Genomic DNA, 13,886 nt, shown 5'->3' on the forward strand with positions numbered 1-13,886 from the left:
TAAAAAATAGACTAAAGTAGTTCCAGCTGATAACTCACTGCACTTAGTAGATATAATGGCGCTGTTTCCGTCCGTAAAATCCTTGGTCCTAAACCACATAAAATCCCACCTTTTCCTTCGAAAGTGACGATTTCCTGCGGTGTAAGCCCACCTTCTGGACCAAACACAGCAAGGATGCGACAACCAACGTGATTGTTATCAATGATTTCCTTTAGCACCTTAGCTAAACGAGAGGATTCTCCTTGCTTAGCGGACTCTTCATAGGCGACTAAAATGACATCGTAAGCATCCAGTTGGGCATACAATTCTTTTTCTGTTTCCAAAAGTGTCACTTGTGGGACAACTTGACGATGGGATTGTTCCGCTGCCTCCTGCGCAATTTTCGTTAATCGTTCCTGTCGTTTCTTTCTTTTTTTCGCATCCCATTTCACGACAGAAGTAGCCGCCGGAAAACCAGTAAATGCATGCGCCCCCAGTTCCGTTCCTTTTTGAACGATCCAATCCAACTTATCACCTTTTGGGTAGCCACTTGCAATCGTTACCTGACAAGGCAATTCCTTTTGCATATTTTCTTTGGCTAATTCTACTAAATAAACAGCTTGATCCGTAATCTCAGTGATCTCGGCAATAATGACCTGTTGATCATTGAAGGCGAGATACACTCGTTCTTTTGGTGACATCCGCATCACTCGTACGATATGATGGTAAGCTTCTCTTTCTAACACAAAATGATCTTGGGGTTGATATGCTTCATCTAAGAAATAACGTTGCATCTAGTCCACCTCAGGCTTTTTCAGGATAATCGCATACCAATCTTTTTGTTGAAAGATCTGATCCACAATGAATCCTTGGTTTTCCATGGCTTCGATCACCATTTCTTTTTTATCTTCGATAATTCCTGAAACGATCAACGAACCAGTTTGTTTTAATAAGCGCCAAGCATCAGGAATCATCAGTAAGATAATATCTGCCAAAATGTTAGCCACGATCACATCACTTTCGATCTCAATCCCTTTTAATAGATCATTGGCCGATACATGTACATCTTTAGCTACTTCATTGAGAGCGATATTTTCTTTAGCAGAACGAACAGCGACTTCATCCAGATCATAAGCATAAACATCTTTCGCACCTAAATATTTGGCCGCAATACTCAATACGCCCGATCCAGTTCCAACATCTAATAGAGTTTCTCCTCCACGTAAGGTCACTTCCAAAGCTTGCAAAGTTAAAGCAGTAGTCGGATGTGTCCCCGTTCCAAAGGCCATCCCGGGATCTAAGGTGATGATTTTTTCTAATGGGTCTTCCGTATGATAAGTTTCCCAACTTGGCACAACTGTCAGCATTCTTGTCAGACGTACAGGATGATAATATTTTTTCCAAGCAGTTGCCCAATTGCTTTCTTCTACTTCACTGACAGAAACGATATTTTTCCCGATTGCTAAGCCAAACTCAGGCAATTGTGTGACCCGATTTTTAATGAAAGGCAAGATTTCTGGTAAAAAGATTGTTTCTGGAAAATAAGCCATCACTATTGCGCCTTCTGTCAAAGTCGTGAATCCTTCTTTGGTCAAGATTTCTCCATAAGGATCTGATTGGAAGTTTTCAACATCTAACGAATCTTCGATTGCAACGCCACTCGCTCCTGCTTCCATCAAAATATTTGCGACCGCTTCAACAGCCTCGCTGGCAGTTTCAATTTTTACTTCATTCCATTTCATGTACTTTTCTCCTTAATAACTAGGGTATGGCAGATCGTATCCTTGACCCGTTGCTTGTTTTTCTTCTACTAGACGTGCAAACACTTGGTTGTCCCATTTCAATTCAAAGACGGCATTATCATCTTCTTCGTCCAAGAAATCCATCAGATCACTTTGTCCTTGTGCCAATACTTCGTGGAGGTATTCTACCAACGCGTCTATTACATCTGTTGATAAACCTTTTTTCCCAGCATAAGGGATGACCGTCAAGTAATCATTTTCATCAAAACGTGATTTTTGTGGATTAAACAATAAAATACCATCTTCAAATTCGATGATCGCTTCTTCAGAGACTACACCTTGAGCATCGTCTAATTCAAGATGTTCTTTATTTTCTGCAAATAAACGAACAACGATTTCGATCGTATGATTTTTCGTATCCCAATCTAATGCCACGTCATAGTCTTGAATATTCTTTTCAATCGCTTGATCAAGATAGTCCAATAAATTTATTTTTTTCATCTTCGTTCCTCCAACCCCAGTCTTTATCGATCTGAGTTTTTTTTTGTAAAGTAAGATACGGATTTCCAGCAACAACAAAGCGCAGCGGTTTATCTGTCCATTCTCCTTTGTTCGGAATGCCGATTCTAGGTAATGCCTCTATTTTTTTAGGGGTACGACTTTTTTCGAACACTAGACGTAAGGCACTGTTTCGAATCGATTGTCCATACAAATCTGGCGAAAGCCCAAGTGCTGCCACAAGTTTTCCCGGCCCATTACTGATATTCGGTCCGACCTTGTCGCCTCGGTTCTTACTCATTTGTTCAATCCCATTTACCGGTTCGATCGCCCGAATCATTACTCCTTGGGGGATGCCTTCTGGCTGAGTGATGATATTCAAGATCAAATGGGTATGCATCGTATAGAGGTAAATGGTTCCAGGTTCTTCATACATCGCTCGAACTCGTGGTGTTTGCCGCATCCCATAGCTATGAGCGGCTTGGTCAAGAGGGCCAAGATAAGCTTCAACATCTACAATATAACCACCTAGTGTCCCTGAGGTAGTTTCATATTCTAAATATTTTCCCAAAAGATCGCGAGCAACTTCCGGTGTGGTTTTATTGATTAAAAGTTCATCTAATTGTTTTTTATTTGTCATTCATCTCACCAACCTTATCATACACAATAAAGGAAAAAGAAGCTATGAAAAAAGAGGCGAACAAATCCCTTGATCCTTTGCAGTTTACCAAGAAAAATATCCCCTCTCCTCCATTTGCTCTTCCTTGTTAAAATGGCCGAAAAAAGATGGAATCTTCTCCTTCCCTAGTCAGTCATATCGCAAAAAAATTGGGTGAATTCCTATCTTAAAAATGGAGATAACAACTTTTGACAATTGTTATTCTATTTATAACAAACGACGTTACCGAACCTTTCATACATACAGGGGATTGACTCATGAAAAAAAGGTCATAGAATGAACAACAAATAAAAACGAAGATACCTTCCCCGCTTTTTAAAAGGAACTATATAGATTAATCCATTTCTTTATGAATGACGCCCATTATTGGTCCGTTAACGGAGAATACTTGCGACATTAGTCATGAGAGGTTCAAGGAGATATGGTATAATAAACGAACGAAAAACTAAAAGGAGGAAAGACGATGAAACAACCCTTGGCGTATCGAATGCGTCCTAAAAACATCGATGAAGTTGTAGGACAACAACATCTTGTAGGCGATGGTAAAATTATTCGCCGCATGGTTGATGCCAAAATGTTATCATCTATGATTTTATACGGGCCTCCAGGTACCGGTAAAACCAGTATCGCAAGCGCCATTGCAGGCTCTACGAAATTTGCTTTTCGAATGTTGAATGCTGCAACAGATTCAAAAAAAGACTTACAGATCGTAGCCGAAGAAGCAAAAATGAGCGGAACCGTCATCCTCTTATTAGATGAAGTCCATCGTTTAGATAAAACCAAACAGGATTTTTTATTGCCACATTTAGAAAATGGACGGATCATCCTCATTGGTGCAACTACTGAAAATCCCTATATCACAATTAATCCTGCGATCCGCAGTCGTACTCAAATTTTTGAAGTAAAACCTTTGGATGAGCAAGATATCCAAACTGCCATCCATAGAGCATTGGCCGATCAAGAAAATGGTCTTGGCCAGCTGAAGATCCAATTAGATGACAATGCCTTACTCCATTTATCCCGAGCAACTAATGGCGATTTGCGAAGTGCCCTCAATGGTTTAGAGCTAGCTGCTCGATCAACCAAAGAAAATGAAGCTGGAGTCATCCATCTGACACTTGAAGTGATTGAAGAATGTATCCAACGAAAGGCACTGACCCATGATAAAAATGGTGACGCCCATTACGATGTGATCTCCGCCTTTCAAAAATCCATTCGTGGAAGTGACGTTGATGCTGCTTTACACTACTTAGCACGTCTAGTCGAAGCCGGTGACCTTGCCAGTATTTGTCGCCGACTGATGGTGATTGGTTATGAAGATATCGGATTAGGAAATCCTGCCGCTGCTGCCAGAACAGTCAACGCCGTTCTTGCTGCTGAACGTTTAGGCCTTCCAGAAGCACGAATCCCCCTTGCTGATGTTGTGGTTGATCTGTGCCTTTCACCAAAATCAAACACAGCGTATACTGCCCTTGATGAGGCTTTAGCAGATATCCGTTCGGGTAAAGCTGGAGAAGTTCCCGATCACTTGAGAGATAGCCATTATCAAGGAGCGCAATCATTGAATCGTGGAGTTGGTTATCAATACCCTCACAATTTTGAAAATGCTTGGGTGGACCAACAATATTTACCAGATAAATTAAAAAAAGCGCAATATTATCATCCAAAAGACACTGGTAAATACGAACAAGCCTTAGGTCAACAGTATCAGCGTATCCAAGAATGGAAGAAAAAGAATTGAGCTAACGGATGGAAACGTTTGTTTTTTCATAAGCACACTCATTGCTCTTTTTAATGTCATATGCTACTATAAGGGTGGGAAATCTGTGATGTTCGAATTGTCCTCTTTGTGTGTTGACCGAACATTTTTATTGATATCTTGGGACCTGTCTTGTGTCACAGCTGGTAACATGCCTTATCATTTGGTAGTTCGATGCTACGACCATGGGACCCACCTGCTTGAATTCGCGGGATCAATACTACAGGACGAACACCGGCATTAACGGAGATTCCATTTTTTGAATCATAAGGAGCTGTACCCATTGGGTGCAGCTTCTTTTCTTTTTTGTGGTATGATTGAACAAAGAATGTAAATGAACAGTTACTATAGGAGGGTCCATGTATGATTCGAATATTGATGGCAGTCGCTGCCTTATTATTATTATTCGTCAGCTATTATTTATTTAAAAAACAACCGATATTCTTTGTGTTAATCGAAAACAATAAAAAAAATCAAGGATTTCTGCAATTCTTTGGCTCAGCCTATGCTTTTTTAGGTATTTTAGGACTTGTCGTTGCAGGAATCAATCACCGTTTTTTCGCTTTACTTTATCTAGTGATTGTCATCGTAGTTGCCTCTGTATTCAGTATCAGCTTTGCTAAAAAAATGGCGAAACAAAACAGTAAATAATTCTCTTTTTTCTTAAATTGCTTTACAATAGAAGTATGAAATACGTAACTTTTGAAGAGGAGTGGACGCTTATGTTACAACAATATAAAAAAATCATGGTAGCTGTCGACGGGTCAGCTGAAGCTGAATTGGCTTTTAAAAAAGCTGTGAACGTTGCGCTTAGAAATAACGGAGAACTTCTACTAGCCCATGTCATTGATACGCGATCTTTCCAAACGATTTCTTCATTTGATGGCATGTTAGCGGAACAAGCAACTGAAATGGCGAAACAAACGTTAGCAGACTATGAAGCGACAGCTAAAAAAGCTGGAGTCCAAACAGTCTCTACAGTAGTAGAATATGGTTCACCAAAACACATCATTGCCAAAGAGATTCCTGAAGATCATCATGTTGATTTGATTCTTTTAGGAGCAACTGGTTTAAATGCTGTTGAACGATTGTTTATTGGTTCTGTTTCTGAATACGTGATTCGTAATGCAACCTGTGATGTACTTGTTGTTCGTACAGATACAGACAACAAATTACCAGTGAATGAAGACAACTAACTCATCTAAAAACGATAGTTGAAAAAATGATCGATCAATTTCTTAAAACGAAGTAATGAATGTTTTCTAAATTTACACAATGAGGCTGGGACAAGCGTTTAACTCCGAGAAATAAGAAGGAGTTGCTTCTGCTCCCGCCTTTTTATATGTATTTAAAGCGTGTAACAAAAGTAATAACACTTTTGTTACACGCTTATTTTTTGAGAGTGATGCCTGTAAGCTCCTCGTTATTTTTTATTAAAATTTTTTATTGCTCTTTTTGTACACCTTCTAAAAACAGTAATTTTTCTTTATTTTTCACTGTCTTTTTATCATTAAACATAAATAACAAAAAAGAGGACAGCTTCATCCTAAGATGATTCTATCCTCTTTTTTAGTTTTTCTTCCACATTATATTAACCACAAAAAGAAATTCCCACTAAAGAATGCTATGTCCAAAGATATTTTTAAACTTTTATTCAATCAACATCGCACATTTTTACTTATATTCTCTTTTCTTTTTATTGGCAATATTTCTCTATCTAATATAAAAAAGTATCGTAATGAGCTATCTTCTATAAAACAGCTCACTTCTATTTTAGCCAAGACTTGTCCAAATATTAGATGGTTGTTTTTGGGACTTTAATATTCATGAAGCAGACAGGGGCGTCTGCTTCATGATACTCGTTACTTTTTTGAACTAAAAGCAGAAGATTCTTTTTCATTTTGCATTAGCCTTTGATGTCTTTCCTCTTACTTTCCATAAAGAGTAACTAGCAATCACTACTGCGATTCCAGCAAGAATCCATGGGCCTGTATCTCCTCCTGCCACAGTGATGGTTTGTTCTCCTAGATTGCTATTACTGTAAGTGATGGTCTGACTGCTTGTTTCTTCCACTTGCAACTGATCAAAAGGAATCGCAACTTCTACTTCATCTGAATAGGACGTATCACTAAAAGCAGTTTTAGTCCGTGTCAATTTCCCTGGAATCGTTACGTTGACAGAATTATCCTCCGCCCAAAAGTTGACTTGGACATCTTTTGTTTGCCCAATGACCGATAAGTCTTCACTGGAAAATGTTTGATTGAATGTCATCCAGAACACTTTATTTCCAATCTTCAGCTTGTGACCACTTGGTTGCAAGTTATGATAATTATGGCCTTCTGGTGCCATACTCAAATAAAAATACAACTGGCTTTCATCAGTTACCAGACTAGAATATTTGATATTTTGACCATTTTCATAAGAAAAAAATAACTTTGTTATTGGTAGACCTGACCAATCATTGAAGGCACCATCGATAACAATTCCATATTTATTATCCGCATGAGCATTGACTGGTAAAAAAACACTTACTATCCCCAATACAATGAGAATAGATTGGTAATATTTTTTTTTCATCTATTTTTTGCTCCTTCAAATTCGCTTTAAAAATCATAAAAAGTGAATTTTCATTTGTTATAGCCATACTGTTATCTAAAATAAAGATAGAAAAGAATGACTATTCATAGCTAGAAGATATGTTTGATTTCTCCTTCCATAAAGATTGCATTGCGCCCTTCTCGTTTAGCAATATACAAATACTCATCTACCCGCTTATAAAGATCTTCTTTATTAACATCTGACTTACGACAACGGGAAACACCGGTCGAAAGGGTTACCCGCACTTCTTCACCATGGACAATCAAAGAAGAATTGCTCACTCTTTTGCTGATCACTTTTAGTATCTCTGTAATAGTCTGCTGATTTGTTTCTTGAAACAAAATCCCAAATTCTTCTCCACCAATGCGAAAAACCTGACTTTCTAATGGGTATTCAAAAAGAGTTTCACTGATTATTTTTGCAACATTCTTTAAAATGAGATCACCAGTATCATGTCCATAATCATCATTGATTTGTTTGAAATAATCGATGTCGATCATGGCAAAAAACAAATTTTCTTTCGAGCGTGAAAAAGCAAATCGTTGAAAAAACTCACGATCAAAACTCAATCGATTCCCTACACCCGTTAAAAAATCTGTTCGTGCTTCAAAAGATAAATTATCAAACTTCGTCAATTGCCTCCGTAACAATTTATTGATCAATCGAACCATAAGCATCAAAAAAATAAAGTTTAACAGAAAAAATAAATACTCAACAAACTGAAAATCTAAAGCTGGATACATTTTCAGTCCCCAAGCTGAACCGTAAAAAACTGTAAGTAAAAAGTACCTAACGACACTATTCTGATTTTTATCTTTTAAATATAAGACGATACAGCAACAAAGATAAATCAAACCAACAATGATAACTGCTATGATATAGCTTTGAAGCGTTGTGTATTCACCTTGATACTGGTAGTAAAGGGTAATACCAATAGCAATAAATAAATTGACATTCAGCATCAATGTTCCTTTAAGCATATGCAAAAAATAGAAAAGGACGATCAATTGCAAGTCCATATTTTGAACCAGCATTGTGTAACGATTCTCCAACCGACCATTTGTAAGAACCGGAACGCCTTGCAAAAGCGCCAAACTGAGGAGGATGATACAAATCCAAGCAATTTTTTTAAGGACCACTTGCTCTTTAAAAAAAGCTGATTCTTTCATCGACAAATAAATCAAGTAATCAAGAAAAACAACCCCCAAAACAATAATTAAACGAACGACTGTATAATATATCCATAAAATGATATCCATAAAACACAGCACACTCCTTAATAATCGATGGACACAATTTTCTCTGGTGTCGAGTAGAGATAGCCTTGATGGTAACAAGAAATATTCGTTTCTACCCACTTAGCAAATTTTTGATTTTCAATTCCCTCAACGACAAATGTCTTATCTAACTGTCTAGCAACATCGGCATAGAGTATGATGATTTTTTGCAGGATTTCTTCCGAAACTCTCTTTTGAAATGACAACGCTGAGAACTTGAAAATATGAAAATAATTCTTCAGCTCAAGGACATTATCCAAAGAATTGATTCCTTGACCAATGTCATCTAAAGCAATTTGGTAACCTAACCGAACGATTTTTTTAAAGGCTTCCACATTCACAGAAGAGAAATAAGGATAATTTCTCTTCATAGGTGGCTTCTCTGTGATCTCAATGATCAATCGTTTTTTATATTTTCTCAATTCTTCAAGTAAAACAAAGGTCTCTTCGTATTCCAATTCTTGCGGATCCAAATTAAAGCTGAATCGTTTATCAGGATTGGTTTCTAGGATTTGGATCAACGTTTTCTGTAGCCATTTCACATAACGTTTGTGTTCTTCCTGATGGCTGAGCATAAATAAATAAGAATCTTTAGGAAAAATATTTTCATCCTCTTCTTTTCTCAACAATAGTTCAAAAAAAATAATTTCCCTCGTTTTGGCATGATGAATTCCCTGTTCAAAAAATTTCAACTCATCATAATTCATTCTTTTCCTCCTCAGTCACTTGTTCCACTGTAAAAATTCGTTTGATAAGATTCGTGCTATAGTCTATAGAAAGACTTGCTAGTAATAAAAACATCGGTAGAAACTGGATCAAATAGCGGCTACGTCCGCCTTCAAACAATAGTAGAAAAATGAAGCCGCCGATTAAACTTAATCGAAGCATTTGTTCGAACTTTCCTTGTTGCTTCCAACCTAAAACAATAATGAATAGAAAAACTCCCCACCAAACTTGAGCCATAAAACGATAATCTGCGATTCGATCGCCATATAAGTAATACTGTTCTTGTAGCCTACGGGTATATCCTTCTCCATCAGGCACTTCTCCATTTTTAATGAAAGAGCCTTCTTTTAACCAAGCAAATGTACCATCTGCTGTATTGTTGCGGTGCTTTTGAAAAATAAAATCTAAATAGCCAAAAAAACCTTTTTCTTTTAATCGTTCTTGTATTTTTTCTTTGGAATAAGCAATCTTAGCTTGTTTGGTCGGTAATCCAGCCATTGCCTGTGCATCTTCAGAACTATACCCACCATCTTCTGTTAATCCAATGTTCATAAAATGAATCATCGGGATCTTTCGACTTTCATCAATAGAAATGTACGCTTGCTTTTCTAATTGCTGAATGCAGACACTATAAGTTAGCCCCGCAGTGAGCAAGGTAATCGTTAAAAAGATCAAGCGCCCTTTAGATTGCCATTTTTTTGAGAAGAAACTGATTATTTCAATCAACAAAATAGCGATCATGGGAATCAAAGCAGTCGGTTTGATAAAATAGCCTAAGATTGCTACCATCCCTAGCCCAACTGATCCTAGCAACTTGTATTTCCAGTTAAGCTCTTTTTTAGATAGCATGGCATAAAAAAACAAACTGGCAGAAACGAAAGGCAAGACCCACGTATCTGTATAAGGAACGATGATCCAAGGAAATACAAGTAGCCAAATCCCATGAAGATAAATCGCAGGTAACAGGTGTTTTTTAGATACTAAGCAAATAGTTAATAAGTTGAGTAAAACAGAAAGATCAACTAAAACCAACGTCACATAATCAAAGAAGAGCCAGGAAGTGGTTGAGAACCATTCAGCCAATTGGTGTTGCCACAACAGAATGGGGAGATTGTTTTGATTCAAACTATAGTAAGCGACAATCTCCGGATCCGTCGTATCTGTCAAAGCATCATGGACGGCAGACACATCCCAACCGATTGCCGGATGCAAAAACAAAACGAACGTGATTTGCCAAGCTAAAACAGCAATAACAAATAAGGTAGACGTGATAACGCGTTGCTTTATAAAAAGCCAAACCAATAATTTTTGCACTTTAGGGTAGCAATATATCACAATGACCAACGTAACTGCTCCTAAAACAAAATAAGCCGTAGCTAATGTTGTGCTTGTTCCAAAGGTTGGATTGTCCCCGATAATCAAATTAGGCGAAGTCAACGCAAATAAGAGAGCCAAACCAATAAAGAGAAAAAAAAGACTAGTGATAAGCCTATTTCCGGCTTTAAAAAATTTTGATTTCATTTCCCACCTCAATCTACTCTTGTTTTTCAATACAATAAAACCGAGTAGGTGATTCCCCTACTTCGATCCGAATCAATTCTGTTTGGATTTCTGCGAGCCTAAGCGATAGTTGATCATAGAAATAATTAGCGACATTTTCAACTGATGGGTTAATCTCAACAAACGGAGGAGTTTCATTTAAGAAACTGCCAGAGAAAGGTTGAAAAAAATCCTTTAAAACACTTTCTATTTCTTCAAACAGATGCATTTCATCATCATTGGACTTGATTTCACAAATGATCTCCCATGTATGATTGTGCCTTGCACCCATACCATCTTCCCAGCGCATCGCATGACTGGCATTTACATGTGACTTAAATTTATAGATACAACGTTTTTCTACCATTGATGATCACTTCTTTCTAATTTTTATTAAATCATTGGAAATCGTTTCTTTTATCTTTGATATTTCTTTGGAGATCGGTGTCGTATTCCATTTTGAAGGAGAAGTAATCCCATTAATGATCCCGATTAAACGAAACCATGAAACCATGAAATTATAGAACGGAAAGGTCATGACTTCTGCCCATAGTTTCAAGTAAAATTTTTGATCAGTTCTAAAAGAACGTAACAACAATAAAATGCTGATAAACTTGAGTAGTGAGTCAAATAAATAAAGCAGATAAATAAGTAAATAAGACAGCATCAATATTTTGGCTGTATAACCAAAATAGAATAAAACGACACTAGCAAAAAGCCAAATCATTTTAGGGAAAATAAACGTATGGTCAATAATCAGGCGACGTACCAAAAAATTTTTAAAGAAATTGCCTAAGCCAACTTGCTCTTCAGAAAATTCTTTGGCTACTTCCATCTCACCACGTTGCCATCTTTGGCGTTGAATATAGAGTTCATCAAAACTTTGGATCGGTTCCACATAAAAAATAGCATTCTCACACAGTGAAACTTTTCCTTTTAGCCGATGTCTGATTTGAAAGGTCATGTCTGTGTCTTCACCGACAGTATCTATATTGTAGAGATAAGTATTGATCAGGACCTCTTTTCTAAAACCAGAAAATGCTCCTGCCATTGTAAATAGTCGGTTATTCATTGCTTCTACATTACGACCAGCTAAAAAAGACTGTGCGTATTCTACAAATTCACTTTTTTGCAACCAACGAATCAGTGGAGATTTGGTTTTCCGAATTACTTCTTTTTGTGTTAAGACTGTGCCAGTCATTGCTGAAATGCTGTAATCATTCTCAAATTTCAAAACCATATTCATTAGTGCTGTGGGTTCTAAGTAACCATCGCTATCGATATTGATAATATATGTGCCGATACTACTATAAATAGCAGAATTCAATGCTTGAGCCTTTCCCTGTTCTGTACGAATCCAGTGCATATTGAGTTGATTGAAATGATTATGTGCCTCATTGAACACTGCAAAACTGTCATCCGAACTACCATTATCTGCTAAGATAACTTGGATATTTTCATTAGGATAAGTTGAAGCATCAATGGAACGGATACATTCGTACAGTGTATCTGCCGAATTATAAACGGGGATGATGACAGATATGAAGGGTAATTTTTCTGAATATTCCATCTTCTTCATCCGAAATTTTTTGATGAATAAGTAACAAGTGGAGTATATACCCGGTATAATCTCCACAAGCAATGGAATCATCAACCAAATGATCCAAAAACCCATCTGAGTTAACGTCAAATTAAATAAATACTCCATCACTTTCCTCCCTTTTTAAACAAGCGATTCTTCTTTTCATATAAACTTCTAGCGACTTGAGAATACGTAAAAGTATGGTAATACAAGATGATTACTAATCCATAAAAAATCAATCTTCCTAGAATCGAATGAGCAAAGAAATAAAAATCACTACCGCCAAAGTGGACGAATGCAATAACAAGAAGTAGTCTTATCACATTGCTAATAAAAATCCATAGAATCCCAAAGATGCCATAAAAAAACTTTTCCTTTCGGTTATATAAAGGATAAAAAGCCAGTAATCCTAAAAATGCCGAGGTTTCGATAACACCTGAACACTCATAATCTACATACAAAGACAACGGTTCTTTTGCGCTATGGATAAAAATCAGGCTATACTGGCTGAATTCTTCGGTAATATTAGGAATTGAGCCAAAGAAATCAACCGTTTTAATTACCAGCTGAGTCAAGAACCAAACCCAATAGGGCCGACTAAATAATATAAGCAAATAAAATAACCCTACGCTTCCTAAAATAAAGTGGAAGGCTAAGAGCCGAGAACGTTTCATCACTGATAATATATACAACCAAATAACTAGACCAATCAATATATATAAGTTCATATTCCCCTCCTTTTTCTATTTTTTACACATTTCATCTTAAATACTATTGCAGTCAACAGCGCTTGAGATAACAATTGTTTTCATAAAGCCACAATAGATACTTATTCTATTTCAACTATCACTAAAGATATAACTAACCTAAAAACTTGAGAAAATATCACGTTTTTATATTATAAGTATGAAGAGGTTTCTTGGCAATAGTTTATTGTGGATTTAATCACAACCTTCTGTCCTTAATGATTTTTTTGGTCAATCAGTTGTTTAACGTTGCTAATACACTGCCACAAACTAAACCAAATCATTTATGTGAATAAAGCTGAAATAATTATAGACCAATTCACAAATGGTCCATCGATTTTTGTTTTCTTCTAAAACGTTCATACAATATCTGAGAAAACTTATTAAGGCATCAACACTTCTTCAAAAATATTAATTTCTACTAGTAAATCACAGATAACATTCATCAGTAAAAAGACTTTATGATGAAGTAGAAAATTCAAAGTTGATGCTCATTGTCTCATAAACAAATTCAGGGAATTTCAGACGATTATTTATCGAAAAAATATGTCATGAGAATATTTGCACAATTATCTCTAGGTATTAAAAAGTACTTATAGCATTCGAACTTTTTATAACTTTAAATTTTAGATCATGATGCGAAATGATACAGTGTTACTCACAAAATAAAAAAATGAACAGAAAGAAAATAGTTCTTTCTGTTCACGAATAATTCAAATCCCTCTCTTTATGAATAGCCTTTGACAAAAAAATTACTTTTA

At 36.5% G+C, this 13,886-nt stretch carries 14 protein-coding genes and 1 other RNA gene; 4 read left to right on the forward strand and 11 right to left on the reverse strand.

The window, feature by feature from the left end; genetic code table 11:
* Positions 1-11: 11 nt before the first annotated feature.
* From A5844_RS10915 to A5844_RS10930, 4 genes are read right to left on the reverse strand one after another with little or no spacing between them, the layout of a single operon-like run.
* Positions 12-773 (reverse strand): 16S rRNA (uracil(1498)-N(3))-methyltransferase, encoded by a 762-nt coding sequence (locus A5844_RS10915; protein ID WP_086285203.1) that lies wholly within the window; start codon positions 771-773, stop codon positions 12-14.
* Positions 774-1,721: a 50S ribosomal protein L11 methyltransferase gene (gene prmA, locus A5844_RS10920; protein ID WP_086285204.1), complete on the reverse strand. Its 948-nt coding sequence runs from the start codon at positions 1,719-1,721 to the stop codon at positions 774-776.
* A 12-nt stretch (positions 1,722-1,733) separates the two neighbouring features.
* On the reverse strand, positions 1,734-2,222 hold the full coding sequence (locus A5844_RS10925; RefSeq protein WP_086285205.1) for a DUF3013 family protein: 489 nt from the start codon (positions 2,220-2,222) through the stop codon (positions 1,734-1,736).
* Positions 2,191-2,859, reverse strand: a complete 669-nt coding sequence (locus A5844_RS10930) for a DNA-3-methyladenine glycosylase (RefSeq protein ID WP_086285206.1) — start codon at positions 2,857-2,859, stop codon at positions 2,191-2,193. Before A5844_RS10930 ends, A5844_RS10925 begins: the two co-directional genes overlap by 32 nt.
* 502 nt (positions 2,860-3,361) lie before the next feature.
* Between A5844_RS10930 and A5844_RS10935 the strand changes: the two genes are divergently transcribed.
* From A5844_RS10935 to A5844_RS10950, 4 genes are all read left to right on the forward strand, one after another.
* Entirely contained in the window at positions 3,362-4,639 is a 1,278-nt protein-coding gene (locus tag A5844_RS10935; RefSeq protein WP_086285207.1) for a replication-associated recombination protein A, read from the forward strand.
* Positions 4,640-4,716: 77 nt separating this feature from the next.
* Positions 4,717-4,911: non-coding RNA, 6S RNA (gene ssrS / locus A5844_RS10940), on the forward strand.
* A gap of 109 nt (positions 4,912-5,020) precedes the next feature.
* Complete coding sequence (locus tag A5844_RS10945) at positions 5,021-5,308, forward strand: hypothetical protein (protein WP_086285208.1); 288 nt, start codon at positions 5,021-5,023, stop codon at positions 5,306-5,308.
* A gap of 71 nt (positions 5,309-5,379) precedes the next feature.
* Positions 5,380-5,853: a universal stress protein gene (locus A5844_RS10950; RefSeq protein WP_086285209.1), complete on the forward strand. Its 474-nt coding sequence runs from the start codon at positions 5,380-5,382 to the stop codon at positions 5,851-5,853.
* A gap of 700 nt (positions 5,854-6,553) precedes the next feature.
* Here the strand turns inward: A5844_RS10950 and A5844_RS14685 are convergent.
* The 7 genes from A5844_RS14685 to xrtG all read right to left on the reverse strand — a co-directional run bounded on the left by A5844_RS14685 (position 6,554) and on the right by xrtG (position 13,107).
* Complete coding sequence (locus tag A5844_RS14685) at positions 6,554-7,234, reverse strand: Firmicu-CTERM sorting domain-containing protein (RefSeq protein ID WP_244610805.1); 681 nt, start codon at positions 7,232-7,234, stop codon at positions 6,554-6,556.
* 110 nt (positions 7,235-7,344) lie between these two features.
* On the reverse strand, positions 7,345-8,514 hold the full coding sequence (locus A5844_RS10960) for a GGDEF domain-containing protein (RefSeq protein WP_086285210.1): 1,170 nt from the start codon (positions 8,512-8,514) through the stop codon (positions 7,345-7,347).
* Positions 8,515-8,531: 17 nt separating this feature from the next.
* Positions 8,532-9,239 (reverse strand): EAL domain-containing protein, encoded by a 708-nt coding sequence (locus A5844_RS10965; RefSeq protein WP_086285211.1) that lies wholly within the window; start codon positions 9,237-9,239, stop codon positions 8,532-8,534.
* The gene (locus A5844_RS10970; RefSeq protein WP_086285212.1) at positions 9,229-10,779 is read right to left on the reverse strand and encodes a TIGR03766 family XrtG-associated glycosyltransferase; all 1,551 of its coding nucleotides are present in this window, start codon (positions 10,777-10,779) and stop codon (positions 9,229-9,231) included. Before A5844_RS10970 ends, A5844_RS10965 begins: the two co-directional genes overlap by 11 nt.
* A 13-nt stretch (positions 10,780-10,792) precedes the next feature.
* On the reverse strand, positions 10,793-11,164 hold the full coding sequence (locus tag A5844_RS10975) for a 6-carboxytetrahydropterin synthase (RefSeq protein WP_086285213.1): 372 nt from the start codon (positions 11,162-11,164) through the stop codon (positions 10,793-10,795).
* Positions 11,165-11,170: 6 nt separating this feature from the next.
* Positions 11,171-12,505 (reverse strand): TIGR03111 family XrtG-associated glycosyltransferase, encoded by a 1,335-nt coding sequence (locus A5844_RS10980; protein ID WP_086285214.1) that lies wholly within the window; start codon positions 12,503-12,505, stop codon positions 11,171-11,173.
* Complete coding sequence (gene xrtG / locus A5844_RS10985) at positions 12,505-13,107, reverse strand: exosortase XrtG (protein WP_086285215.1); 603 nt, start codon at positions 13,105-13,107, stop codon at positions 12,505-12,507. Before xrtG ends, A5844_RS10980 begins: the two co-directional genes overlap by 1 nt.
* Between the last annotated feature and the right edge of the window lie 779 nt (positions 13,108-13,886).

The sequence above is a fragment of the Candidatus Enterococcus wittei genome (assembly GCF_002140175.1).
Lineage (GTDB): Bacteria > Bacillota > Bacilli > Lactobacillales > Enterococcaceae > Enterococcus_B > Enterococcus_B wittei.